This window comes from Micromonospora sp. CV4 (assembly GCF_003667455.1).
Taxonomy (GTDB): Bacteria; Actinomycetota; Actinomycetes; order Mycobacteriales; family Micromonosporaceae; genus Micromonospora.
In genome coordinates this window covers 23,890-49,318 of the sequence record NZ_RCVI01000260.1, presented here as the reverse complement: position 1 = coordinate 49,318, position 25,429 = coordinate 23,890, and the positions used below count along the sequence as shown (strand labels likewise).

The following is a 25,429-nucleotide window of genomic DNA, read 5'->3' as shown; positions in this document are numbered from 1 at the left end:
GACCGCCAGGGCACCTGTCACCGCACCGGGGGGCAGGTGCCCTGGCCCTTTCCTGCCAGCGGACCTCGCGCCGACCCAGTCAGCCGCCGACCCAGTCAGCCGCCGATCGCGTCGGCCGTCGCCGCATTGTCCGGCTTGCGTCCGCGAATCATGAAGAAGCCTTGTCCGCGCGGCGGGTGTGACACAGTGCGACGGCTGAACGCCGTTCCAACGGAATGATCATCACGGGGACCGGAGGACGCCGATGGCGCACACACCCACCCGCTTACGACTGTTCGGCATCGCACTCGTGGCGGCGCTCGTCGCGGTGACCCAACTGACCGCGGCACCGGCCCAGGCCGGGCCGGCGATCAACCCGCCGCCGACGACCAGCGCGACGGCGGTCTCGTCCACCCAGATCCGGGTGAGCTGGCAGGCGGCGCCGCAAGCCTCCGCGTACCGGATCTCGCGTTCCACCGGGTCGGGCGGCCCCTACACCCAGATCGGCAGCAGCACCGGCCTGGAGTTCCTGGACGCCGGGCTCGCCCCTGCCACCACCTACTACTACGTGGCGCAGGCCGAGTACCGGAACAAGCTCTCCGTCCAGTCACCCCAGGCCAGCGCCACCACCCTGCCGGTGCTGGCCGCACCGAGCGGTCTGCGGCTCACCGGCACCCCGGGCACGATGGAGCTGACCTGGGCGGCGGTGCCCGGCGCGGCCCGCTACGAGGTGTACCGGCACCACCCGATCGACGGGGACAGCCTGATCACCTCGACCACCGAGCCGTCGTTCCGCGAGACCGGGCGGTCGGACGGCTACTACTACCAGTACAAGGTGCGCGCCCTCACCGCCAACGGCGCGGCCGGCCCGTTCGCGTCCGGCGCCGCGTACACCGGCCTGGCGACCACCACCACGATCGCCGTCAACCCGACCCGCTCCGAGCAGGGCCAGTCGGTGGCGCTGTCCGCGCGGGTCCGCACCGCCGACGGGTCCGAGCCGTGGGGCAAGGTGGTCTTCGTCGCCGGCGGCGAGGTCATCGGCCAGGCCACCCTCTGGCAGGGGTACGCCGCGATGGTGACCACCCCGAAGGCCAGCTCGGTGGGCTACTACGCCCGCTTCGAGGGCTACGGCACCAACCCCAACAACGGGGGCAGCTCGTCTGCCGACCTGCCGTTGCAGGTCGACCCGGCGTACGGCAAAGTGTCCTTCGGCCCGTCCGAGGCGGCCCGGGTGGGCTCCACCGAAACGGCCATCGCCGCCGGCGACCTCACCGGCGATGGGCTCACCGACGTGGTGCTCACCACCGGCACCGAGGCCGGAGCCGGGGACCTCAACCACTCGGCCTACCTCTACGTCCAGCTGCCGGAGCACCGGCTCGCCGCGCCCGTCCGCTACGGCACGTCGGTGCCGACCGGCGGCAGCATGGTCCCGGTCATCGCCGACATCGACGGCGACGGCAGCAACGAGCTGCTGGTCGCCTCCGGCGACGGGCTGGACCTGTACCGGCAGTCCGCCGGCGGGCTCGCCGCGCCGGTGGCACTGCCGTTCGGCGCCGCCCTCGGCGACGTACGCGTCATCGACCTCGACCAGGACGGCACGCTGGACCTGGTGGCGACCACCAACGAGTCGGTGCTGGTGCGCTACGGCACCGGCCCGGGCGAGTTCGCCGTGCCGACCGCCGTGACCACACCGCTCTCCGGTCCCGTCCTGGGGATCGCCGACGTGACCGGCGGCCACGGCCTGGACCTGGTACGCCTCGACGGCCGGAAGGTCATCGTCGCCGAGCAGACCTCGGCACGCACCTTCGCCGCTTCCGCCGGCGTCCCCGTGCCAGAGGGGCAGGAGATCGACGCGCGGTCGTTCGCGACCGGCGACGTCACCGGCGACGGCCGGGCCGACGTGGTCGTCACCGTCACCGGCAACATGCCCGACCCGCGGATCTCCGTGCTGACGCACGACACCTCCGGGGCCCTCGGCGAGTGGCAGGTCTACGTCGCGCACGACATGCCCGAGCCGGTCGTCCTCGAGGACATGGACGGCGACTCGCGGCTCGACGTGGTGGTCGCCCACGGCGGCTGGCACCAGGTGGGCGTTCTGCTCCAGCGCCCCGACGGCCGCCTGGGCCGGGAGCAACTGGGCTACAACAGCTACTACGCCTCCCACTACGAGCACCACGGTCTCGCGGTCGGCGACATCAACAGCGACGGCCACAAGGACGTGCTGCTTGCCGACTACAACAACGGCCTTGTGGTGGTCCCCGGGGCGTAGCGGATCCGTCAGACGACGGGTGGTGCCTCTTTGGCGCCACCCGTCGCTGGTGTCGGGGGCAGCTCCTCGTCAGTGGGGGTGCACGGCCCGGCGTGCCCGTCGAGCCGCCGGCAGCGACCGGCGCCGTCGAGCCGGGCGTCGCACCAGACTCGAGTACGCAGGAACTGGCTGTCCTCCTCGCTGAGAGTGGTCTCGCCGAAGTCGATGGCGGTGACGTGACTGAGCGAGTCCCGCAAAGCCGCCGCGAGGACGGTTGCGCCGTCGCAGCTGGTCAGCGTGGTGGGCAGGTGGATGATCCAGCGGGGCGCAGTCATCGCGGCCACCGGCTGTTGGCCGCTCCCGGCTGCCGGTGGCGGCAGGTGGTGTGGCGCGACTGCCACTGGCGCAGCGCCTGGCGGACGCGCTCGGCCTCCGTGTTCGCCGTGGTCAGCTCGCGGTGCAGACATTCCAGCTCGTCGGCGACCCGGTTGAGGTAGTCGTTCACCTGGTCGGGGTTTAGGCCCCGCCAGCGGGTGTCGAAGGCGGCGGACCGGACGTCGTGCGGGTGCAGGCGTTCGCCGGTCAGATAGATCATCGCTGCGGCGCCGTCTGCTCGGCGATCAGCAGCTGCATCTGGCGATCAGTGAGGCCGCGCTGATCCAACACCCGCCGGCCCCAGCGGTGCAGGCGACACGGGTGCACGGCGCGATCGTTACGGCACCGCTGGCCATCGGGCCACTGCTCGGCGGCGTGCACGGTGACCGCCCTGATGGCGAGACCGACGTCCTCGGCGGTCACGTACGGCGGTAGGGGCAGCTCACCGAGGATCTCGTCAATCGAGTCCATGGCCCTCCTTCGTCGGTCGACGGCGCCTGTTCTTTTCAGGTGGCGCCGAGGCGGGCGGGGTCGGTTGGTACGGTCGCGCGCCCGAACCGACCGGAGCCCAGCACCCACCCCGGGCCTGTGTCCCCACTTTGAGACCGACGGTGAGCAGGAACTACAGCGCTCGCGGCGCTCAAGTGAGGCAAAACTGAGGCACTGCTTGTCACGCGGACGGCGACGCACCGTCACTAGAGTGAGGTCATCCCGGGAGGGGGACGCGTGGCTCTTAAGCGATACCGGCTGGTGCAGCGACGCAAGATGCTCGGGTTCAGCCAGGAGCGACTGGCCGAGGTCCTGGGTGTGGAACGCTCCACGGTCGTGCGGTGGGAGCGGGCCGAGAACGACCCGCAACCGTGGCACCGGATCCGGATCGCCGAGGCTCTCCAGGTGCCCCTGGACCAGCTTCAGGAGATCCTCGATGATGTCTCCGTCGCGACGCCCGGAGGCATCATGGGAGACAGCACCGGCAACACCCAGCCTGGCACTCGCGCCGACCTACTCGCCGGCCTGCGCGCCTTCCTCACGCGCTACCTGGCGAGCGACAACCGCGGAAGCCCTTCCGCCTCTCTGCCGGTAGTACGGCGAGCCGTTGCCCGGGTGCACGGCCTGTATCAGCGGGCCAGCTACGTCCCCGCCTCGCGCCATATCCCGGACGTCCTCCGAGCTGCGACCGAGCTGACCCAATCCGGGTCGGGCATACACCGGGCGACCGCCTTCAAGCTGCTCGCCGCCGCATACATCGCGGCGTCGAAGATCGCCTGCAAGGTCGGTGACGGCGAGACGGCGCTTCTCACCGCCGATCGCGCGGCGACCTCGGCGCAACTGGCTGACGACCAGGCGCTGGCGGCCGTCGCCGCGTACCAGGCCGCGTGCGCCCTACTCCGGTTCCCGGATCGACTCGGCGAGGCCGAGGCGGTCGCCGCTGCGAGCATCGACCACCTGGCACGGCCGCGCCCATCGCCCCATCCGGACCTAATCTCCGCGCATGGCGCGCTCCTGCTTTTGGCCGCCATCATCGCGGCGCGACGGGGTGACGTGAAGCAGGCCGGGCGTCACCTCGCGCAGGCACAGTCGGTCGCCGCGGACCTCGGATCCGATCAGAACCGGCTGTGGACCGGCTTCGGGCCGACCAACGTCACGATCCACACGGTGTCCGCGGCCGTGGCGGCCGGCAATGCCGAACGTGCCATCGAAATCGGAAGCCGGCTCGACACATCACGGCTGCCGATCGCCCTGATCGGGCGGCGCGCACAGGTCCACCTCGACCTCGCGGAGGCAGGCGCGACGGGCAGCGACGGCAGTTCGCTCGCCGTTCTCCACCTCCTGGAAGCCGAACGAGTGGCACCGGAATTGCCCGCCGCCAACGTCCAGGCACGGACGCTGCTGCTCAACCTGCTGTCCAAGGAACGCCGATCCGCGACACCCGGCCTCCGGCCAATGGCAGTACGCGCAGGGCTGCTCACATGACTGACGAGAAGGTTCTGTACCTCGTCGTGTGCGCCGCGCCGCCGGCGCTCCAGATCGGCGAACTCATCGACCTGCTGATGGCGGACGGCTGGGCCGTCTGTGTGATCGCGACACCAATGGCGGCCACCTGGATCGACATGGACGTCCTGTCCGGGCAGACCGGATACCCAGTCCGGTCGGAGTGGCGACGACCTGGAGAGCCGGACGTGCTGCCAAAGGCGGACGCAGTAGTGGTCGCCCCCGCCACCTTCAACACGATCAACAAGTGGGCGCTCGGCATCAGCGACAACCTTGCCCTCGGCATCCTCAACGAGGCTCTCGGCCTGCGTCTCCCCGTCTGGGTCTTGCCTTACGCCAAGCCAGCTCTGGCCGCTCACCCTGCCTTTACACGCAACCTTGACCAACTCCAGGCGAACGGAGTAGCGGTAGCCCCAGCCGACGAATTTCAGGCGTCCAACCACGAGCGCCCGCCTTGGCTCAGCCTCGTCAAGGCGATGGAAAGGTGACCAGCCCTACCTAGGGCACCACGCGTAGCGCAATCCCTGCAGCTGCCGCACCGCAGCGACCCGTTTCAATCTCATCGTGCGTGCCGTGCATGAGCAGCGTGGGCAACCCTCGACATCGAACTAGGTCAGGGTGGAGCATGTCCGGTCCGGCCAGACGGGATGTTCTTCTGAGGACGCACTCGGGTTGCCCGGACAGCGGCGATCACGCGTAACGCCGCCGTGTGCGGCTCTTCATGTTCCCAAACCCGAATCGACTGCCACCCGCCCTCAGCGAGCAGCTGATCCGTCTCGGTGTCGCGCGCCTTGTTGCCATCAATCTTAGTGCGCCAGAACTGCTGGTTCTCGCGGGCTGGCCGATAGTGTTCGGGGCAGCCATGCCAATAGCATCCGTCGACGAAAACAGCGATCCTCGCGCCAGGGAACACTACGTCCGCGGTGCGGCGCAACTTCTCCAGGGGTCGTGTGTTCACACGATATCTAAGCCCGCTCCGAAAGAGAATGGAGCGTAGCTTGCGTTCCGGCTCGGTGTCCCGGCTTTTATTGCCCTGCATTGACATGCGGACGGATCGCGACTTGGCCCATGACCCAGAAACGGGCGCTGGCGGAGCGAGCAAACCCTTCTCCCGCGCTAATCGCCAACCCTCCGCCAGGTTGAGAGCGCGGCTAGCCTCCCCGACCTCGCCTAAATATCTGCTCGGCGAGCGGCCGCGATCCGACCAGCGCAGATACGCTCGGAGCCGCCTGGTCTTCGGGAGAAGCTTCAGCTCCACGGAGGCGCGTGCCTGACGACCACCGTCGAGATCAACCCACCGGCGATCGAGGCCTCCGGCGGCTCGGTCCTGTTCCGCCGCCACCGCTCGGCGGCTGCGTCCCTTAAGGCCTTTCCAAGCTCGCTCAGGGGGGAGCGAATCGGCCCAGGCGCGGTCGACCCGCCCATCACCGCCAGTCATCGTCGGCTTTCGGCCTCATCGAGCGCCCCAGCGATAGCACGCGCAAAGAACTCGCCCAACCGCACCGGAACCGCGTTCCCGAGCTGGCGCATCTGCTCACTTCTAGGACCTTTGAGGATCCAGCTATCGGGGAAAGTCATCACCCGCGCGGCCTCCCGGACCGTCATATATCGATGACGGTACCTCAGCGGACTCACAGCGGAAGGCTCGGAGAGCGGGTCATCGGTGAGCATCACCGACTCACCGCCCGGAACTCCATGCACTCCCGCCTTCACAGTCTTCGCGGGCCGATCCAGCTCATTCGGTGTGTGCCCTTGATAGATGCGGGCGTCCGGCCAACCAATGTGGTCGAGCACGCCACCGAGTTCGTACTCACGACGGTCAAGCTTGTCCCAGGGAACCGGCGGTAGCGGCCGTCGCCGGTCGATCTCCTCCTTAAGCGCATCGCGCAGGGTCAGCCATGGGAGCTTTCCGTCATCGAAGGGGATCGCCTGCGGCAGCCGCGACTTTACGTGTTCGCGGACGTGGTACGGCACCTCCGGGTGCTTCCGCCAATATGATCCGTCCTGGATCGAGCGAAGGAGTGCGGCTTCAGAATGAGTCGGCGCGATAGAGGCCTCGAACCGCCTTAAGTCGACTTCAAGGTCGCACCGGAAGGCGACGATGATGATGCGGTTGCGCATCTGCGGCACCCCATAGTCGGCCGCGTTGACGCGAGTGGTGACGACCTCGTACCGTTTCTTCGGGTCGGCGGGGGCCTCCGACAGACGCGCTTGGAGAACGGCGTCGTGCTCGCGCCAACTGACCCCTTCTTCGCGCTGCTCGAAAGGCAGGGCGAGTTCACGCTCGATGTATTCGAAATAGGGTCGGAACGATGGGCGCAGCAAGCCCTGAACGTTCTCACAGATTACGGCCTTGGGCTGGATGTCACGGATTGCCCGAAACATCTCAGGGAACATGTTCCGTCTGTCCTCGTCGCCCTTGGCGACTCCGCCGAGGCTGAACGGCTGACACGGCGGCCCGCCGGCAAGAAGATCGACCTGATCCCACAGGTAGTCGAACTTGATGTCGCGCACATCACCTGGAACCAACGGCCACGCCTGCCCGACCGAGGGGATGAACTCCTCATCGCCTCGGAGCTCTGCCTTGTTGGCCTCTAGTGTCTTGCAGGCCCACTTGACGAGTTCGTTAACCAGGAGCGGACGGAACCCAGCTCGGTGGATCGCCATCGCTAGCCCCCCGCCGCCGGCGAACAACTCGACCGAGGTCCGGTCTTTGGTCTCCCCTCGCGGCTCAAGCATTGCGGAAGCATACCGCGGAGTTGTCGATCTTAGGAGCCAGCGCACCGCGACCGCTCCTCGCTTGCCATTCCCGGCCACCGGGAACCACACTGGCCACGCCCTCCGATCCTCTGCGGCCACCGTCCACCTGAGCCCGTGAGCCGCGACCCATCAAGGAGAGAAATGGCCACCTGGAACGTGGGGCCCTTCGACAATGACGACGCGGCGGAGTGGTGCGAGCAGTTCGAGGCGGCCGCTCCGGCCGAACGGACCGAAGCGGTATCGGGAGTGTTGCGGCGAGCCATCCTCGACTCAGCTTCACTATCCGATACGGCCGCAGCTCAGGCGATCGCCGCCGCCACGGTAGTCCGTCAGGCCCACACCGGTTTGCCCGACGTGACCACCCCACACGCGCCTCGGTTCGTCGGCGGCGCCGAATATGTCGACGTCACCCCGGTCCTGCTGCGACTCGCCGCAGCGGCCGTGGAGCTGATCCTGCGGGAGGGTTCCTCCTGGCGTCGGGGTTGGGCCGATGACGTCGAGGGTGACCTCGCGGTCGAGGCGTTGGAACGTCTCCACGCGGCGTTGGGCGACAAACAGCCCTAGGCCGCTGCCGTCAACCACTCCCGTCGCACAAAGCCCACATCAAGTCCGCAATGTTCCGCGATGCGGCGAAACCTCTTTGATCTATCAGTGTCGATCGGAACATCCTCCGTCCCGTAGACGACGATCAGTGGACGCTCGGCCGAATCGACCGCCTCATTCAACGCCGCCCAGACCAGGTCGCGGAAGTTGCGCACCCGACCCCAACACACGTAGCGCTCCCGCGAGCCATCGGTGGCTTTGCAGTGCATGGGCTTCTCGCGGATGGTCCCCGGCCGCACGCGCCAGCCGGAGCCGAGGATCAGGAAGAGGAACTCACTCGGCGGCGTCAAGTGCTTCGATACGTATTGTGCGTACGATCCGAAGCTCTCGACGGCGCGCGCGTACTCCTTGAGGGGCCCGTCCTTGAGCCACACTCGCATGCCCTCCGACGTCATGTAGTCGGCGAGCACGCCCCCGATCGCGTCGTCCTCGACCCACCGGGTGTAGTAGGCGGTCTTGGCGCGCGCAGGAAGCTCCTCCCAGTCGAGCGTGTCCACCTGGCGGTAGAGCTCGCGAATGACCTCAGCGCGGACCTTCTCCGGAACTGACGGCTCGGGCAACTTTACGTCCTTACCACGTGTGAATTTCCGTTGGGATGGGCCGCTTAGCGGCGGCCCGATAGACCAAGGGCTGGGTACCGGCCGGGACTGCTTTCTCAGGTAGCTGAAGCCGGATAGCCATGACGACACCGTCCGGCCAGGTTTCGCGCGGGAGGTCCGCGCGGGCCCGATCCTTGTCAATCACCGGATAGATGATCGCGCACCCGGTCTTTGAAGTTCGACCGGTGAGCGACGCGAGCCCCGCACGGTGAAGGCTCTCCGAGTTCCCGCGCAGGCTGTCATTCTCGATCTTCCGGCCGTGGAGCGAGAACGTGCCGAGGCCGGGTATGGTCACGCTGCGGTCGGACCGCCGCTGCGGAAGCACGATAATCCACTTGTCGACGGCTTGGCTGTCCAGGCTCTTGATCCAGGCCAGGTCGGCCTTGAAGGTGTCGTCATTCCGCCACTGAAGCTGCGTAAGAACGTCAACCATCTCCGCGTGGGAAACCTCTCCGGTCAACGCCTCGAAGCTCCGGGTGCCTGCGGACAAGGTGCTTTCTTTCGAGGCGGCCCGTAATAACGGGGTCATGACCTTGACGTTGTTTCGCAGCTTCTCCGACTCGACTAGAGCCGGGTAGCCGGAGCTAGGCTCCTTGCTCGGGCTGCGCTTCTCCACGAGCTGGGCGTAGCGCATCTTGTTGGCCGCCGTCGGGCGAAGCCCATGCCGGGCGACCAAGGGCTGAATGTGGGCAGGGGTGACCAGCGGACGTCCGTCCGCCATCACCGCGTACTGCCGCAGCTCGTCGCGGAAGAGCTCCTCATCTAGGCAGGCGGCTTCGAAGGCGTCGCGTATTTTGGCGGTGATGAACAGGCGAACCAGGTCGCGGTAGCCGGGCCGGAAGCCGAACCAGCGCCCCATCTGCATCAGGGCTTCGGCGTGCCCGACTGTCCGGAGGTAGTAGGTGATCGTAAGGCCTTCGACGGTGAACCCACGAGCCAGCTTGTTGCCGCCTACCAGGATCCGCCACACCGAGCGACGGTCGAAGTCCAGTTCTTCCTGGTCCGGCTCCTTGTTGCTGTTGATCACCAGCACTGGGTCGCCGTTCGGCGCGATCCTCCGCACGACCCGCCCAATCAGCGGTTCGAGCTCCGCAAACGACGCGGGCATCGGATATCCCAGATCGAGCCCGTGGGACGCCGGAGCGAGGTCGCTGTCGTAGAGCTCGCGGAGCCTTTTCATGCCCGATGCGAGCGTGTGGCCCGACCTACTCCATAGTTCTCGAATAGTCTCCGCACGGATGTTGTGCTTGGCCTTTTTGGCGGCCTCGTGCACAAGCATCGTGTGGTGCCGGTAATGATTCTCATCAGGGCTCAGCCCTTGTCGGTACAGCTTGATGGCGCCGGCGAGCACGAACGAGTCGAGTGCCTTCTGAAAAGCGAACTCCTCATCCCCGTCATCGATCAGACGGACGTGCGCCCTCTCCTTCGAGTTCGAGAAGGTCCGCTCCGACTCGGGGACCGACGAATCGATGTCGTGGAAATCTTCGACACCCATGTAATCCAGCGGCCGGCGCAGGGCGAGCAGGTAGTCGGACGGGAACACGTCGTTCTTGTCTGTGTAGTCGCTGAAGACGTTGGCGAACGGCGTCGCGGTGTACCCCACGTATTGAACCCGAGGGAGCATTTGCAGCAGTGTCGAGATGCGCTCGTTGATCGTGGTGCGTTCCTTCTTGGCGCCCGGCGACTGCTTCTCTGGGTCGACGGTGTTGATAGACGCCTGGTCGGACTCGTCGTCGATGATGAGAGCGGGGATGTCCTCGAGCCGGTCGGCGTTATTCTTCAGGTCCGAGATGAGGTTCTGCAGTACCGACTCATTCTTCTTCACCACGATGAGTCGAGCATCGGTGGAATAAAGGTTCTCCGCGCTCCAGACGGGCTTATTTTTGTCCTTACGCTCGAATTCCAGCGCCGGTAACCCCTGTTGGAGTGAGCGGTAGTCGAACCGACGGGTGGTCATCCGCCGGATCTCGGGCTTTCCTAGCGCCGACGGCTGCACCCCGTACCTGTTGAACCGGTCGTTGATCCAATCCTCATCATCGAAGTAGTCAATATGCTTGGCCGCCTCAATGTCGTTCTCGTTGACGCTGCGGAGGATGTTTTCCCGGCCGACCAGCTCCATGTCCAGCCGCCGCTGAGTTTGGTCCCGAAGCAGGTTGGTCGTGCCGGTCATCACAATGATGAGGCGATAGCCAACATCGATCGCCTTTGCTATGACCCCGGCGAAGTTCGCCGTCTTTCCGCTCTGCACATACCCGACGACCAGGCCCTTGGTCGGAACCGGCTTGCTTTGGGCCGGGTTGGCGAACCGTTCAAGCACCCTGCTGGTGGCCACATCCAGACGAGTGATCGCTTCGGCCTTCCACCTCCTCCGCTTACGAAGGTAGGCCACGTAGTGGCTCCAGTAGAAATCGCGTTGCCGTTGAAGGTCAGCCGTGTACCACGGTTCCCACTCGCCGGCGATCACGGTGTCGTGGTCAGTGGCGATCGAGAAGGAGTCGGCGAACTGGGCAGCCGTCTTGTCCCCGAGCCCGAGCAGATTGATGATCCGCGCACGTCGTAGCTCGGTGTTTGGTTTGGTGTCGCCCATCCACAGGCCCGATTCGATGGGCGCGTGGTCCCAGGTGGCCAGCCGAATATGCAGCTGTACCCGGAGCTCGTCATTGGGGTCGGCGGCGGCGATATAGTCCCGTAGACGATCCTCTGACACGTCAAGGTCGGGGGCGATGTCCTCGGCCTCGACGGCGGCCCGCCGCACCAGGGCCTTCGGCCCACTTACCATCGCGCCGAGAGCGCCGAGGTATGCGGTGACCAGTGGTCCGTTCATGGTCGTCCTCACGATCCGAGTGCGGCGACGATACCTGCCGGAATGGAGACGGGGCTTGCCATGCCATCAAGATCAACTCGATAGCGAACCTGGATCAACCGAACGATCGGCAGGCCGGCTTGCTGCAGGGCGTCCGGCACCAGCCGCGGGAATTGCTCGTCGATCTCGAAAGCCGCACTCTCCGTACGACGCTCCCACCGCGACGTCATCTGGGTGGCGTAGGCGGCGGACCACCCAGCCGCGCTCAGCTTCGCCTCGAAGTCGTCGCGAGTCGTGCTGGGAAGAGTTGATCCCACCTTGTCGATTAGCTCCGGCAACGTCTTCCCGAAGCCCACACCAGCACCTGTTAATTGGTGCGACACGAGCCACAGCGGCCGGTCCGTTGTGGGCTGCAGCTGAGTTAGCGAATCGATCCAATGAGCGCGGCGCTCGCCGATCGTCGTCTTGACCTCGACGTCCACAGCAGGCAGCCCGAAGTCGTGTTCCTCGCCCTGGGGACCTCGCCAGGCACCCACGGCCGCCGAACCGCCGACTCTCGCCGCCAGACCACCGAGCGTCAACAACTCGCCGAACAGGCCGATCTCTCGCTCTTGAGAGATCGACTCAGGCTCGCGGAGGAGGGAGGCCAACTGTCCCAGCGTCTCCCGTAGCGCGTGAGTGGGCGTCATCCCGGCGACCTGGATTCGGTCGGCCATCGAGCAGAGCACGGCGTAGGCGTCCCGGAACAGGGCCGTCGCCACAACGACCACCTCCAGGTAGTGCCGTCCTTCGTGATCCGCCACACGAGCGACGATGTTGGTTAGCCCGGTGCCCGGGGCCTGGGTGTCCGGGTCGACCTCAATCCGCAAACCGAGCTCCGGCTTTGCCGGGCGAACGAACACGGACACCGCCGGTGTCCCGCGGATCGGCAGGACGACCGGAACTTCGCTTGCTAGATACCGAACGAAGCTCTCGACCGAGACGTGGCGTCTATCCACGTTCGCCGCCGACGTCATCGGCGCTCCGCTTGCACGGCCGTGGTGAGAACGGACTGCCACAGTTCGATGTTGTCCTTGTCGCGCGCGCCGTGGTAGTTACCCTCGAACGAGTCCGCCACCAACAGGTACAACAATGCTTTGACCAGGGGGAGATCGTTCAGGCCACCGTGCTTGCCGCCGAGCAGCATCTTCCGGTAGCGCTTGTTCAGCCACAACGTGCTTTGTTCTCGGTCCACGCGGAAGAAAGAGTCGTCCACAAAGGTGATCCAGCGGATTTCGATAGGATCACGGCCGAGGAACGGCGGCACCTCCTTACGGATCACGTCCTTGACTGTGGACGGCAAGCCGGCCCCGGGATAGATCATCGGTGTGCGCTTCATCGAGCGGGCGTTCGCTGTTCGATAGACCTGCTCGGCCAGGTCAAAGTAATCATTGAAGCTAATTCCGTCAGACGACCGAGCCGCTGCGGCAAGGCGGGAGAACTCCAGTCCGACGAGCACCCTGGACTTCTCCGCGTTCATGTGAAACATCCCGGCGATGTCCCCGTCGATGTCCACCTCGACTCGCGCCAGCTGCAGCTTCGCGTGCGACACGTGGATGCCTTCCCAGCCGCCGAACTGCAGCAGCCGGTCCCGGCGGTAGAAGTAAAGCCCCTGGTATTCAACCGGCGTCCCCCGCAGCCGGTAGGACGGAGTACTGCTCTTGCCCGGCCAGATGTGGCACTTGAAGAAGATGTCGACACCGTCGACGGTAGCGGTCAGGATCTTGGGGTAGCCCTCAGCACCCGGCCGTGAGTATGCGAACGGATTCAGCGGGGTGACTGGGATCGGAGGCCCGAGATAGGCCTCATCGACGTCGTAGACCTCGAAGTCGACGCTGAGCCGCTCCTGTTCGAGGAAGCGATGGAACACGATCCCGAGATGCTGGCACGCGCCGGTGATCAAGCGATCGATGAAGATCTCAACGCGATGTGCCTCCGACCCGGCTGGGAAAGTGACCACATCATCCCACCGGATGATGGTTCCGGACTGGCCGAGCGAGATCCGCCAGTCCCGGTCGAACTCCGCAGTCACGAACGGAGCGGGAATCACGTCGCACGAGAAGTCGCGCTTCGTCGTGGTGTTCACCCGCCACCTGCGGCCGACCGGGTCCTGGCCGGCGGCGCGGGACATGACGGTAAGGCTGCGTGCCTGACTGAACGACGCAGCCTTGAGTCCGAGCCCGAAGTGTCCGAGGTCGGAATTCTCGTAGTCACGCCGCCCGCCTACTGTCATGGCCGTATCTATCTTGTCGGGAGCCATGCCTCGGCCATTGTCGGCCACATAGAGCACGCGCGGAAGACCGCCCGCGACTACGAGCCTGATCACGACATTCGTGGCACCGGCGTCGACCGAATTGTCAACCAGGTCAGCGAGCGCCGTCTCGAGCGAGTGGTTCCGCCCGATCGCGTCGAGCGCTCTCGGATCCGGTGGCAGATCGATACTGCCGTCAGTTGGAACATCCGGGATCCAGTCGCTCACTACGCCTCCAGCATTCGCTCGGCTGCGAACCGAGCCACAGCATATGTCGGATCTTCACTAGCTTGAGAAGACCCGGTTCCACGCTCAGCCAGCCAGCGCCCGCAGCAGCGCGGCCAGCTCTAGGAAACGTGCATGCCACAGTGTCCGCAACCGTCTAGGAGGCCACAAACTCTGCCACAACCGGCCCAACAATGTCACCATCGAGCCATCGGTTCAGGTCGCCCACGGTCGTCGCCTGGGGCAGCACTGTTTGATACATCAGTGCAGGTCCCCGGCATCGTTCGGGTCGTAGGCTCCAACTCCAGACGAGTCCGGCCAGGTCAAGCGTCACCCAGCCGCCGACCGGGCCTTGCAGCTGGGTCAGGCCCCAACCACGGCGCGATGCTCGCTGGTCGGCGTACCGCGAAGCGGGCGCACCATCACCCACCGCCTGTCGCGCTAGACCGGCTGGTCCACAGCACGGGCGTGCCGCCCGCTGGTCGGCCGCTCGTCGCCGTGCCCCGGCCACCACGCCTTGTGACCGATCAGCGCGGTCAGCGCCGGAACGAAGAACATCGACATGACGAACGCCGACAGTACGATGCCGATCGCCACCGCGAAGCCCATCTGCTGCAGGAACGAGATGGGCGCGAGCAGCAGCACCGCGAACGTCCCGGCCAGGATCAGTCCGGCCGCCGCGACGGTCGGGCCGGCGTGTTCCACGCCGATGGCGGCGGCCTCGTGCGGCTCGTTGCCTTCCCGCGCCTCCTCGCGTAGTCGGGCGATCATGAGGATGTTGTAGTCCGTCCCGATCGCCACCACGAAGAGGTAGAGGATGATCGGCAGCTGGAAGGTGACACCGGGCTCGCTCTGCAGCCCTTGGAAGAGGTAGACCGTGGCGCCCAGCGTAGCGGCGAAGTTGAGCAGCACCGCGATCACGAGGTAGATCGGCGCGACCAGGCTGCGCAGCAGTAGCGCGAGGATGAGCGCGATCAGGGCGGCTGCGACCGGCAGGATCACCGACAGGTCGCGGTTGTTCGCCGAGTTGATGTCCGCGAAGATCGCGGTGGTCCCGCCGACCAGCGCCCGGGTTCCGGGCGGGGCCGCCGCGTGCACGGCATCGCGCAGGTCCTCGCGGACGAGGGTGATCGCCTCGTTGGAGACGGGGTTCTCGTTGAGCAGCAGGTTGACCCGGGCCACATTCGGGTCGGTGCTGCGCTCCGGGGGCTGTGCCTGGCCCACACCCGGGGCTTTCGCTACGGCCGCCGCGAAGTCGTTGACCTGCTGCTCGGTCAGCGGCGACCCGTTACTGGTGGTCAGGTAGACCTCGGTGGGGGCGAGCGCACCGGCGGCGAACCCGCGCTGCAGGTCCCGCGCGGCCTTCGCCGACTCGGTGTCCTGCGGGAAGCCGGCGCTGAAGTCGTAGTCGGCCTTGTAACCGAGCACGCCTGCGGCGAGCGCGACCAGGAGGACGCCGGAGGCCGCGGCGACGAGTGCCGGCCGGCGCCCGACGAGGGTGCCGAGCCGGTGCGAGATGGTGGCCTTGGGCGTACGCTGCCACGCCTTCGACGGCCAGAAGACGTACCGGCCGAGCAGCGAGACGACCGCCGGGACGAGAGTGAGCGAGGTGATCAGCATGACGCCGACCGCGATGGCGAGCGCCGGGCCGAGCGAGCCGAAGAAGCCCAGGCTGGCGAGGAGCAGCACGAGGAACGCGACGATGACCGCTCCGGCGGCCGAGGTGATGACCTCGCCGACCCGCTGGACGGTGACGATCATCGCGGTGCGCTTGTCGTCACCGGCGCGCAGCCGCTCCCGGTAGCGGAAGAGCAGGAACAGGATGTAGTCGGTGCCGATGCCGAACAGCACGATCAGCAGGATCGTCTGCAGATCCTGACTGACACTGAGATCGAATGCCTTGCCCGCGGCGGCGACGAGACCCGTCGTGATGCTCAGGACGACGCCGACGACCACCACGGGCAGCAGCGCGGCGATGGGGCTGCGGAAGATGATCAGGATCAGTCCGATGATCAGGATGATCGTGGCGATGCCGACCACGGCGAAGGCACTGTTGAAGGTGTCCTCGTTGTCGACGAAGCTCGCGACGTCGCCGGCCACGCCCGCGGTCAGCCCACTGTTCGCCAGCTCCGGGCCGATGTCCGCGCGCAGATCGCGTACGGCGTCGAGCAGCGCCGGGTCGTCCGGGGCGGGGGCGTCGAGCCCGACGTTGATGATCTGCACCGACTTGTCCGGCGCGACCGCGGGCGGACCGGTCAGGTAGCCGGACGTGTGCGGGATGTTCTTGGCCTTGAGCGCCTGGGCGAGCTGGCCCACCTTCGCCTCGTCCGCCGGCGTGAGCTTCTGTCCGTCGGCGCGCTTGACCACGATGATCGCCGTCGCGGTGGCCTGCTGCGGAAACGCCTTCTGCCCGAGCTCGGTGGCCTGCACGGACTCGTACGAGCGGGGCAGGAAGCTTTCCTGGTCGGCGGAGGTGATGTCGCTCAGGGACGGTGTGGTGGCGATGATGGCGGCTGCCGCGACCACCCACCCGGCGATCACCCACCACGCTCTGCCCACAACGAATCTGCCCAGCCGCTCGAACATGGTTTCCCCCGCGTGTTCGGCACCACCGACGTCTGGGCCTGGAGCGCCCAGGGCACCCGCCCGTCACTCTGCCGGGCGGTTTTCGCTACCCGCTGTGCAGACTACCGTCGGGTGGCACTCCTTTTCGGATGCTTGGGACCTGGGGACGGCGTGAGTTTCAGCCGTTCAGGTATGCGAGCACCGCCAGCACCCGCCGGTTGTCGTCGTCCGACGGTGGCATGCCGAGCTTGCTGAAGATGTTGTTGATGTGCTTGCTCACCGCCTTCTCCGTGACGAACAGCCGTCCCGCGATCGCCGCGTTCGACCGTCCCTCAGCCATCAGACCCAGCACCTCCCGCTCCCGGGCGGTGAGGTCCCGCAGTGGCTGCATGCCGGAGGTGCGGGCCAGCAGTTGGGTGACCACCTCTGGGTCCATCACCATCCCGCCACCGGCCACTCGGCGTAGCGCGTCGATGAACTGGCCGACGTTGGACACCCGGTCCTTGAGCAGGTAGCCGACTCCCCCGTTGCGGTCGGCGAGGAGTTCCCGGGCGTACAGCTGCTCGACGTGTTGGGACAGCACGAGGATCGGTAGCCCGGGCAGCTGTACCCGGGCCGCGAGGGCGGCTTGCAGGCCTTCATCGGTGAAGGTGGGTGGGAGGCGTACGTCGACGACGGCGATGTCGGGGTGGTGCCGGGTGAGCGCCGGCAGCACGGACGGCCCGTCGGCGACGGCCTCGACGACCTGGTGTCCGTTCGCGTGGAGGATGTGCGTCAGCCCGTCCCGGAGGAGGGCAAGGTCCTCCGCGATGACAACTCGCACGGCAGCTCCATGGTCACGACGGTGGGTCCGCCGGGCGGACTGGTCACGGTCATCGTGCCATCGAAGGCTGCCAGACGGCGTCGTACGCCCGCCAGGCCGGTCCCTGCGTCCAGCGTGGCGCCGCCGCGCCCGTCGTCGCCGACCTCCGTGCGCAGCACACCGTCCCGGTGCACCAGAGAGACCCAGGCGCGCCGGGCGCCACTGTGCTTGGCCACGTTGGTGAGCAGCTCTGCCACCGCGAAGTACGCCGCGGACTCGACCGCCGCGGGCGGGCTGCCGGGCAGGTCCAGGTCGACGTCCACGTCCACGGGCGGCGCGACGGTGAGGGCGAGTGCCTGCACCGCCCCGATGAGGCCGCGTTCGGCGAGTACGGGCGGGTAGATGCCGCGCACGAGGTGGCGGAGTTCGGCGAGGGCGTGGCCGCTGGTCTCCTGCGCCTCGCTGAGCAGTCGCGCCGCCCGTGCCGGGTCGTTGGCCATGAGCTGCTCGGCCAGGCCGATGCTCATCCGCAGTGCGACCAGCCGGGCCTGCGCACCGTCGTGCAGGTCGCGTTCGATGCGCCGCAGTTCGGCGGCCTGCGTGTCGACGGTGTCGGCGCGGGTGGCGGCGAGGTGGCGGACCCGCAGGGCCAGCTCCTGCGCCCGGGTGGGGGCGAGGAAGAAGCCGGCGAAGCGGAAGTGCAGCCACACCAACCAGTGCGCGACGGCCAGCCCGCCGGCGAGGATCAGCCATCCTTGCGGCGCGGCCAGCCACGCCTTCACGAGGTTGTCCATCGGCCAGAACACCCCGTAGCCGTACCAGCCGATGGTCAGGTAGAGCACCAGCGGCACGAACAGGGCGCCCTCCAGCCCGTACGCGGGGAGTACGAACGCGAGCAGGCAGACGCCGCCGGTGATGGTGCCGGGGATCAGCCAGGCGAAGTCACGCCAGGTCGCCGGGTCGGAGACCACCCAGCGGAACCGCTGCCAGGTGCCGAGCCGGGCGCCGGCGGGCACCGGCGCGTACGGCGACGCGATCGGCGCGCCGGTCCACCGGCTCAGCCGGCGTTGCGCCGTCAGCGACAGCCGTACGAGCACGGTCACCGCGGGAAAGAGGGCGAACCCGATGCCGAGGGCGGGGATGAGCGCGAGGGAGACCACCGACAGCGCGAACAGCGCCACGTTGGTGCTCAGGCTGAGCAGGGCCACGGCCAGGCCCTGCACGGCGGCGAGCGCGCCGGGACGGATCTGCTGCCAGACGGTCGAGCGTACGGAGCGGTCCACGGCGTCATTCTCCGCCCGATGCGCCACCGGAATCGGTGGTGCTACCACCACCTGCCTTCGGGACCTGCCACCCCTGCCTTCCACCTGTGGCGGCCGAAGGATCGAAGGCATGACCAGGCAAAAGGAAATCGCGCGGCACCGACTGGCCGCAATGCCGTCCGGCCGACGCAGCAAGTACGTGATGCTCGTCTTCTGGCTCGTCCTCGTCGCGGCGGCCGGGCCGCTGGCGATCAAGCTGACCGAGGTGCAGGACAACGACTCCCTCGGCGCGCTGCCCGCCACCGCGGAAGCCAGCCGGGCGGTGCAGCGGGCCGAGGAGGCTTTCCCTGACTCACAGAAGCCCCTGGCCGTCGCCGTCTACGTCCGCGAGAGCGGGCTCACCGACGCGGACCGCGCGAAGGTCGACGGCGACCGCACGGCGTTCGCCCGGTACGCCGACGGCGGCCAGGTGCCCCCGCCGGTGGCCAGCGAGGACGGGCAGGCCCTGCTGCTCTCCTTCCCGATCGCGGGGGACGCCGACCAGCGGGCCGACGCCGTGGCCGACGTCAAGGAGCAGCTGAGCAGGGACGCACCGGCCAGCCTGCGCACCGCGCTCACCGGTCCGGCCGGGGGCGAGGACGACGTCTTCGACGCGTTCGCCGGCATGGACAGCACGCTGCTGCTGGCGACCGCGGCCGCCGTCGCGTTGCTGCTCCTCGTCACGTACCGCAGCCCGGTCCTGTGGTTGATCCCGCTCATCACGGTCGCGGTGGCCAGCCAGCTCGCCAGCGCCGTGGTGTACCTGCTGGCCCGGCATGCCGGGCTGGCCGTGGACTTCCAGAGCCAGAGCATCCTGACCGTGCTGGTCTTCGGTGTCGGCGTGGACTACGCCCTGCTGCTCATCGCCCGCTACCGGGAGGAACTGCGCCGGCACGCTGACCGGCACGCGGCGATGGCCGTCGCGCTGCGACGGTCGATCGGCGCGATCGCCGCCTCGGCGGCGACCGTCGCGATCGGCCTGCTGTGCCTGCTCGCCGCGCAACTGCCGTCCACCCGGGGGCTCGGACCGGTCGGCGCGGTCGGGATCGTAGCGGCGTTCCTCGCCATGACCACGCTGCTGCCGGCCGTGCTGGTCATCTTCGGGCGGTGGCTGCTCTGGCCGTTCGTGCCGCGATACACACCGGACGCGGTCGGGCTCGACGTGGCGGCCGAGCACGGGGTGTGGCGCCGGATCGCCGGTTTCGTCGGCCGGCGGCCCCGCGCGGTGTGGCTGGGCACGGCGGCGGCGCTGGTGGTTCTCAGCTTCGGCATCGGCAACCTCAGCATCGGCATGCCGCATGACGAGTCCTTCACCAAGGAGGTCGGCTCGGTCACCGGCCAACGGATGATCGAGGCGCACTACCCGAGGGGAGCGGTCGCACCCGCCGAGATCCTGGCCGCCGCCGGCCAGGCCGACCAGGTGGTGGCCGCCGTCCGTACCGTGCCGGGGGTTGCCGAGGTGGGCGAGCCGGAGCCCTCGCCGGACGGCCGTTGGGTGCGCATCGCGGCGGTCCTCGCCCACACGCCGGACAGCGACGCGGCGTTGGACACCGTCAACCGGCTCCGCGCCGCGGTGCACGCGGTGCCGAGCGCGCAGGCGCTGGTCGGCGGGGACTCCGCGTACCTGCTCGACGAGGAGCGGACGGTCGGCCGGGACAACCGCGTCGTGGTGCCACTCGTGCTGGCGGTCGTCTTCATCATCCTGGTGCTGCTGCTGCGGTCGCTGGTCGCGCCGCTGCTGTTGCTCGCGAGCGTGGTCCTGTCCTACGCCGCCGCGATGGGCGCGGCCGGGCTGATCCTCGACGCGATGGGCTACCCGAGGCTCTTCGTCGGGATCCCGCTGCAGACGTTCCTGTTCCTCGTCGCCCTCGGCGTGGACTACACCATCTTCCTCGCCACCCGGGCTCGGGAGGAGACGGCGCGGCTCGGGCACCGGCAGGGCGTGCTGCATGCGCTGACCGTGACCGGCGGGGTGATCACCAGCGCGGGTGTGGTGCTGGCCGCCACGTTCGGCGCGCTCAGCGTGCTGCCGCTGGTGCCGTCCGTGCAGACGGCGATCATCATCGGCGTCGGGGTGCTGCTCGACACGTTCCTCGTCCGCAGCCTGCTCGTCCCGGCGCTGGCGCTGCACATCGGCCCCCGCACCTGGTGGCCGAGCGCCCTGGCGCGGCCAACGTTCCGGCCGGTCGCGGCGCCGCCGACCGAGCGGGCGCCGGCAGCGTCGTAGGTGCGGGTGCGGCCGGCGCCCGTCGTAGGGGGCCGGCCGCACCCGAGGTGGAGTACGGACGTGGCCGCTGCGGCGGCCTTCGTCAGTTGCGGTGGTCAGTTGCCGCTGCGGTACCGGCCGGCGACGTAGACGAGCGCGTCGCCGACGGCCCGCTCGGCCCCGCTCGGGTGGCTGACAAGTGCGCCGGCGGCGGCCATGGCCGTGGACCCGCCGCCGTCGAGGTTGATCGCGTCGGACATGCCGAGCGCCTGGGCGACCGCGGCGGTCTCGGCCAGGGTGGTGCCGACGCTGGTGCTCTGCCGCCCGTCGATGGTGGCGAGCACGATCTTCCCGTCCCGCGTGGTGCCGGCGATGGTGCGCGGGTTGCGGGCGAAGAAGCTGTCACCGGGCGCGCCGTCCGGCACCACGATCTGGCCGTCCGCCGTCAGCGGGTACCGGCCGTTCACGCCGAAGAGCCCGGGCCGCAGTGCAAGCTTGCGGCCGTGCTGGTCGGTGAGCGCCGAGTCCCGGTCCACGCAGCCCTTGCCGGCGACGCCGAGCAGGGCGACGGCGTCCTTGCCGGTCGCCTGCAACGAGGTCTGGCCGGCGGCGAGGGTGGTGCCCCGGGTGGTCGCGGTGCGGACCACGCAGTTCAGTCGGTTGAGGACGACCTCCACGCCGGCGCCGGCCGGGGTGGCCGCGCCGAACTCGGGGGTGAACTGCGCGACGTCGCCGGGCACGTCGCACCGGGTCTGGTCGGTGAGGGCGGCGCAGTCGGCGGGGATCACCGGCGGGTGGTTGATGAACTCCAGCGGCAGGGTGGCGTTGGTCCGCCGGTTCCGTACGCTGCCCGACCAGGTCAGCTTCCCGGTGAGGGCCCGGTTGCTGTTGGCGTCGACGATGAAGTTGACCTCGGCCGGGTCGGTGGTGGGCTCACTGAACAGCTTCCCGCCGTAGAGCCCCAGCCCCACGGGGTCACCCGGGTACTGCTGACTGGCGGTGAAGGTGAAGAACGAGGCGTTGACGCCGGCCAGGGCGCCCGAGGCGCGGACCAGATCGGTGGTCTTCTCGACCTGGCTGAGGTCCGGGCCGTACGTCGCCTTCAGGTGCCCCCGCGCGCGGCGCGGGTCGATGGTGAGCACGTTGACCACCCACGGGCCGCGGGTGGTCGTGTTGATCTGGTCGGCGGGGGCCGGCTCGGTGCCCCGCTCGATGCGGGTCAGGGTGACGCCGGAGGCCAGGGTGGTGCTGGTGCGTACCTCGGTCAGGTCGGCGTCGCCGATCGGCAGGGTGCTGGCGGCGGCCTCGGCTTGGCCCCCCGGAACGACACCGAGCGTGACCGCGGCCAGCGCGGCGGCGGCGAGCGCCCCGGCGCGGCGGAAGCCGGACAGGCCAGGAGTGGAAACAGTCATGCCCGTGAGCCTGGCGGCGCAACGGAACCAGGTACCCGACTTCGCCTGACTCCGAGTCGAATTGGAGCGTAAGAAAGGGCGTTCTGCAATACAGCTCGGTCAGGAGAAGTGCGTCTTCGGTCGGCTGAGCCGCTCGCCGTCGACGACCAGATCGACCTTCTCGTTGTAGAAGGCGATCAGGCCGGCGATCGGCAGGAGCGTCGCGGTGGGGAAGGCGTACGACCAGGCCAGGTCCGGGTGGACTGTGCCGTCGACACGGACGGACCAGTAGTCGCTGGTCCGTCCCTTGTACGGGCAGGCGGTCGTTGTCGCGGACGGCACGAGGTGGCTGACGTTCACGTCGGTGCGGTTGAGGTAGTAGCGCGTCGGAAGACCGGTCTCGAAGACCAGCACGGGCGACGTCGACTCGGCCAGGACGACCCCGTCCAGTTCCACCCGAACGCTGCGGGTGGATCGCAGCGCGTCCACCCGGGCATACGGGTTGCGGGGGTGTACGAAGACCTCCTCATCCTCCTCGAACCAACTGTCCAGGTCGGCCCAGTCGAACCGGATCGTGTCCGCCAGCCCCGGCAGCGCGTCGTCGCCGTACCACGACCCGCACGCACGACGGACCGTCTCGCCGACTCGCAGCCCGTGCAGCCGCCCAGTGCCGCGCCGCGACTGCTCCGTGCGCTGCTCATCGATCAGCAGGCTGCGATTCACGTCGGCGATCGGGATGTAGTACTGGGGGTAGAACGGCCATTCCCACACGTACTGCGCCCGCGTCGTGTCCAGCACCCGCTCCCCGGCGAGGAAGGCACGGATCCGGCGGGGCACCGGCTCAATGCGGTCGACCAGGGCGATCGCCTTCGGGTAATCCGGCACCTTGTCCTCCTGTGCTGCCACACCCAGATCGGGTACCGGTTCAACGATCAGTGCGGTCGCAGCGGGACGCGAGGCGCCAAATCGGCCTCGGCAGAGCGCACGGCGGATCGGTCGGCCCAGTCGCGCAACTCGATCTGAATTGGGGCCTGGAGGTGCGGGGCGCGTCAGCGGGGTACGGTCACCTGCTGTTCCGGGGTCGGCTTGCCTGCGCCCGGGAAGTGCACCTCGGTGTCGAACGCGAGCACGCCGTAGTGTCCGCCCGAGGTGTACCCGCTGAATCGGATCGTGTAGGCCTCTCTGCCCGTCGTCGGGGTGACCGCGTGCGGCACCAGCCGCCCGCAGGACGCGGTGTGCCCGGGCCCGTTCCCGCTCGGTGAGGTGGCGGTTAGGGAGTAGTCCTGTTCGCCGGCGTGACTCACCCGACAGGTGATGGTCAGGCTCAGCGGCTCACGCGAGTCCGGAAGCCATCGACCGCCGTCGAGGAAGAAGGGTTCGACGAATACGTACGGGTTGAGGTAGTAGCCGCCCGTGTCGTTCTTGCGCAGCCGCTGGGTGCAGAACCGCAAGTTTCCCTTCGTTGTGCCGCTGCGCGAGACGTACACCTGCTGGCCGACCTGAAGAGCGCAGGTCTGCGACAGCAGGGTGTAGCCGCGAGGGAATTCCGGGGCCGGAGTTGCCCTGACGGCCGGCGTGGGCGGCCGGGCGGCGGCCGAGCCGGCCCGCGTTGTCGCCGGCGGGCGCGGCTTGGGCTTCGGGGAGGCGCTCGCGGGCAGGTTGCTCGGCGTGGGGGTCACCGCCGCGGCGGCATTCGTCGCCGCCGCCACCGTGGGCGCCGTCGCGGAGACGGTGGGCGCCGGGGTGGCCCATGCGGTGTCGGCTCCGGCAGCACCGGACCTGGCGCAACCGGCAAGACTGGTCGCGAGCAGCAGCAGCGGCAGTACGCCGTAGCGGAGGAGCGGACAGCGCTGCCGGACCGGTGCGCTCATCGCTGCAACGTCGCGGTTGCGTAGCCGTCCGGGTAGAACTGGTAGTAGTCGCGGAACCGGACCGTGAAGGTGGTGGTGCCGCGAGGCAGCGGGTAGGTGAGGGTATATCTGCCGCTGGCGTCCAGCTTGCCGCGCCAGAACTCCCGCTCCGCCCCGCCATTGGTCGACGCGGTGATCCACCAGTAATTGTCGTCACCGATGGGCGAGCTCCACGTCACGGCGAGCTGAGCGGTCTGCTTTTCCTTGCCGCTCCCGACCTGGGCGGTGACGGCCAGGTCGGTGACCGGCGCCATCGGCGGATGCGCCGGCCCGAAGGAGTGCAGCAGCTGAGTCTCCTGGTAGGGGTCGGTCGAGGTGACCGCCCAGGCCCGGGTGCCGTCCCGGTTCACCAGCAGCGTGCCCTCCCAGAGGCTGTCGCCGCTGCGGAAGTCGACGGCGTACGTCGGGACCGTGCTGCCCTTGCCGTAGAGGTAGACGTCGGCATCGCCGGAGGCGGTCGACGCGCGGCCGATGGCGACGGTCGAGCCGTCCCCGGACCAGGCGGCGTCCTGCGGATAGACGCCGCTCGGATAGACGTTGGCGTCGGCGAGATCCGGCAACCGGTACGAGGCGTGCTCGTACGGGTGGCCCACCGTCTCCACCACTTCGGTGCCGTCCGGGCTCACGGCGTAGTCGATGAGATTGCTGCCGGTGTGGTCCCGCCGGGCGACGATCGTCGGGCTGTCACCGGAGACGTCGATGACGTAGGTGGTGACGGGTGAATACCCGGTGTCGCCCGCGACGAGGAGACCGGGCGCGCCGGGACTGGCGTCGATGATCGGGTGGTAGTTGGGGCCTGCGGTGTAGACCACCGGCGGGGTCCCGGGCGCGGACCAGATCAGCAGACCGCCGGAGCCGATGCCGGCGTCGATGAACCCGCCGACGATCTTCCCGCCGGTCGGTTCGACCGTGTACAGGTGGGCGCCGACGGGGGCGGGATAGCTGGCGATGATGGTGAGCGTGGCGGCATCCAACGCGATGATCCGGTTGAAGCCCTGGGCCGCGTACAGGATGCGTCCGTCGTCGCTGAGGACGAGGTCGGAAATGTCAGCGACGGCGGTGACCCGGGACAGCAGGCGGCCGTCGAGGTCGGTCACCACCAGCGGCAGGCCACCACCGACCCCCTGTGCGATGTACAGGCGGCCGCGCGCCTCGTCGAGCTCGATCGCCCGCAGGTCGTTCACCGGAAGCTGGACCCCGACGCTCTTCACCGGAGCCGTCCCGGCCACGGCCGGCGCTGCTCTCAGCAGCTCCCCGGCACCGAGCCCGATCGCCGCGCTTATCCCGGACGCCAGCAATTGACGACGCCGCATGACACCTCCCCGTGTCGGCCGGCCGCGTACCGACGGCCAGGCGAGATCTTAGTGCCGGGCTCTCTGC

General features: G+C 68.3%; 21 protein-coding genes. 5 read left to right on the top strand and 16 right to left on the bottom strand.

Annotation, left to right across the window (positions count from 1 at the left end; all coding sequences use genetic code 11):
- Window positions 1-244: 244 nt before the first annotated feature.
- Window positions 245-2,248, top strand: coding sequence for an FG-GAP-like repeat-containing protein (locus EAD98_RS14890; protein WP_121654648.1), 2,004 nt, complete (start codon window positions 245-247; stop codon window positions 2,246-2,248).
- Between the two features lie 8 nt (window positions 2,249-2,256).
- On the opposite strand, the gene EAD98_RS14885 is transcribed toward EAD98_RS14890, so the two are convergent.
- From EAD98_RS14885 to EAD98_RS14875, 3 genes are read right to left on the bottom strand one after another with little or no spacing between them, the layout of a single operon-like run.
- Entirely contained in the window at window positions 2,257-2,562 is a 306-nt protein-coding gene (locus EAD98_RS14885) for a hypothetical protein (RefSeq protein WP_121654692.1), read from the bottom strand.
- Window positions 2,559-2,822 carry a DivIVA domain-containing protein gene (locus EAD98_RS14880; RefSeq protein ID WP_121654647.1) on the bottom strand — a complete coding sequence of 88 codons (264 nt, stop codon included), beginning with the start codon at window positions 2,820-2,822 and terminating at the stop codon, window positions 2,559-2,561. Before EAD98_RS14880 ends, EAD98_RS14885 begins: the two co-directional genes overlap by 4 nt.
- Window positions 2,819-3,073 (bottom strand): hypothetical protein, encoded by a 255-nt coding sequence (locus tag EAD98_RS14875; protein ID WP_121654646.1) that lies wholly within the window; start codon window positions 3,071-3,073, stop codon window positions 2,819-2,821. Before EAD98_RS14875 ends, EAD98_RS14880 begins: the two co-directional genes overlap by 4 nt.
- Window positions 3,074-3,352: 279 nt before the next feature.
- Here EAD98_RS14875 and EAD98_RS14870 point away from each other — a divergent pair, with 279 nt between their 5' ends.
- Both EAD98_RS14870 and EAD98_RS14865 read left to right on the top strand, forming a co-directional pair.
- The gene (locus EAD98_RS14870) at window positions 3,353-4,576 is read left to right on the top strand and encodes a helix-turn-helix transcriptional regulator (RefSeq protein WP_121654645.1); all 1,224 of its coding nucleotides are present in this window, start codon (window positions 3,353-3,355) and stop codon (window positions 4,574-4,576) included.
- On the top strand, window positions 4,573-5,082 hold the full coding sequence (locus EAD98_RS14865; RefSeq protein WP_121654644.1) for a flavoprotein: 510 nt from the start codon (window positions 4,573-4,575) through the stop codon (window positions 5,080-5,082). The genes EAD98_RS14870 and EAD98_RS14865 overlap by 4 nt, the downstream gene beginning before the upstream one ends.
- Before the next feature lie 125 nt (window positions 5,083-5,207).
- On the opposite strand, the gene EAD98_RS31255 is transcribed toward EAD98_RS14865, so the two are convergent.
- Window positions 5,208-5,633: a very short patch repair endonuclease gene (locus tag EAD98_RS31255; protein ID WP_199723415.1), complete on the bottom strand. Its 426-nt coding sequence runs from the start codon at window positions 5,631-5,633 to the stop codon at window positions 5,208-5,210.
- 395 nt (window positions 5,634-6,028) lie between these two features.
- Window positions 6,029-7,333: a DNA cytosine methyltransferase gene (locus EAD98_RS14855; RefSeq protein ID WP_121654642.1), complete on the bottom strand. Its 1,305-nt coding sequence runs from the start codon at window positions 7,331-7,333 to the stop codon at window positions 6,029-6,031.
- A gap of 162 nt (window positions 7,334-7,495) precedes the next feature.
- Between EAD98_RS14855 and EAD98_RS14850 the strand changes: the two genes are divergently transcribed.
- On the top strand, window positions 7,496-7,918 hold the full coding sequence (locus EAD98_RS14850) for a DUF4259 domain-containing protein (protein ID WP_121654641.1): 423 nt from the start codon (window positions 7,496-7,498) through the stop codon (window positions 7,916-7,918).
- Here EAD98_RS14850 and EAD98_RS14845 read toward each other — a convergent pair.
- From EAD98_RS14845 to EAD98_RS14815, 7 genes are all read right to left on the bottom strand, one after another.
- Complete coding sequence (locus tag EAD98_RS14845; RefSeq protein WP_121654640.1) at window positions 7,915-8,517, bottom strand: hypothetical protein; 603 nt, start codon at window positions 8,515-8,517, stop codon at window positions 7,915-7,917. The two genes, EAD98_RS14850 and EAD98_RS14845, sit on opposite strands and share 4 nt — an antisense overlap.
- Before the next feature lie 10 nt (window positions 8,518-8,527).
- Window positions 8,528-11,380: a Z1 domain-containing protein gene (locus EAD98_RS14840; protein WP_121654691.1), complete on the bottom strand. Its 2,853-nt coding sequence runs from the start codon at window positions 11,378-11,380 to the stop codon at window positions 8,528-8,530.
- Window positions 11,381-11,388: 8 nt separating this feature from the next.
- Entirely contained in the window at window positions 11,389-12,375 is a 987-nt protein-coding gene (locus EAD98_RS14835; RefSeq protein ID WP_121654639.1) for a PD-(D/E)XK motif protein, read from the bottom strand.
- Window positions 12,372-13,877, bottom strand: coding sequence for an ATP-binding protein (locus tag EAD98_RS14830; RefSeq protein WP_121654638.1), 1,506 nt, complete (start codon window positions 13,875-13,877; stop codon window positions 12,372-12,374). The genes EAD98_RS14835 and EAD98_RS14830 overlap by 4 nt, the downstream gene beginning before the upstream one ends.
- A gap of 438 nt (window positions 13,878-14,315) precedes the next feature.
- Complete coding sequence (locus EAD98_RS14825) at window positions 14,316-16,433, bottom strand: MMPL family transporter (protein ID WP_233583830.1); 2,118 nt, start codon at window positions 16,431-16,433, stop codon at window positions 14,316-14,318.
- Window positions 16,434-16,617: 184 nt separating this feature from the next.
- Complete coding sequence (locus EAD98_RS14820) at window positions 16,618-17,262, bottom strand: response regulator transcription factor (RefSeq protein ID WP_121654636.1); 645 nt, start codon at window positions 17,260-17,262, stop codon at window positions 16,618-16,620.
- Window positions 17,214-18,524 carry a histidine kinase gene (locus tag EAD98_RS14815; protein WP_233583829.1) on the bottom strand — a complete coding sequence of 437 codons (1,311 nt, stop codon included), beginning with the start codon at window positions 18,522-18,524 and terminating at the stop codon, window positions 17,214-17,216. The genes EAD98_RS14820 and EAD98_RS14815 overlap by 49 nt, the downstream gene beginning before the upstream one ends.
- A gap of 109 nt (window positions 18,525-18,633) precedes the next feature.
- On the opposite strand from EAD98_RS14815, the gene EAD98_RS14810 reads away from it, so the two are divergent.
- A complete protein-coding gene (locus EAD98_RS14810; protein ID WP_121654634.1) occupies window positions 18,634-20,769 on the top strand; it encodes an MMPL family transporter in 2,136 nt (711 codons plus the stop codon).
- A gap of 95 nt (window positions 20,770-20,864) precedes the next feature.
- Here EAD98_RS14810 and EAD98_RS14805 read toward each other — a convergent pair whose 3' ends face one another.
- The 4 genes from EAD98_RS14805 to EAD98_RS14785 form a co-directional block, all read right to left on the bottom strand.
- A complete protein-coding gene (locus EAD98_RS14805; protein ID WP_121654633.1) occupies window positions 20,865-22,160 on the bottom strand; it encodes a phosphodiester glycosidase family protein in 1,296 nt (431 codons plus the stop codon).
- Between the two features lie 99 nt (window positions 22,161-22,259).
- Window positions 22,260-23,045: a DUF427 domain-containing protein gene (locus EAD98_RS14800; RefSeq protein ID WP_233583828.1), complete on the bottom strand. Its 786-nt coding sequence runs from the start codon at window positions 23,043-23,045 to the stop codon at window positions 22,260-22,262.
- Window positions 23,046-23,188: 143 nt separating this feature from the next.
- Complete coding sequence (locus EAD98_RS30685) at window positions 23,189-24,010, bottom strand: hypothetical protein (protein WP_147457394.1); 822 nt, start codon at window positions 24,008-24,010, stop codon at window positions 23,189-23,191.
- Window positions 24,007-25,362 carry a hypothetical protein gene (locus EAD98_RS14785; protein WP_147457393.1) on the bottom strand — a complete coding sequence of 452 codons (1,356 nt, stop codon included), beginning with the start codon at window positions 25,360-25,362 and terminating at the stop codon, window positions 24,007-24,009. The genes EAD98_RS30685 and EAD98_RS14785 overlap by 4 nt, the downstream gene beginning before the upstream one ends.
- Window positions 25,363-25,429 lie beyond the last annotated feature (67 nt).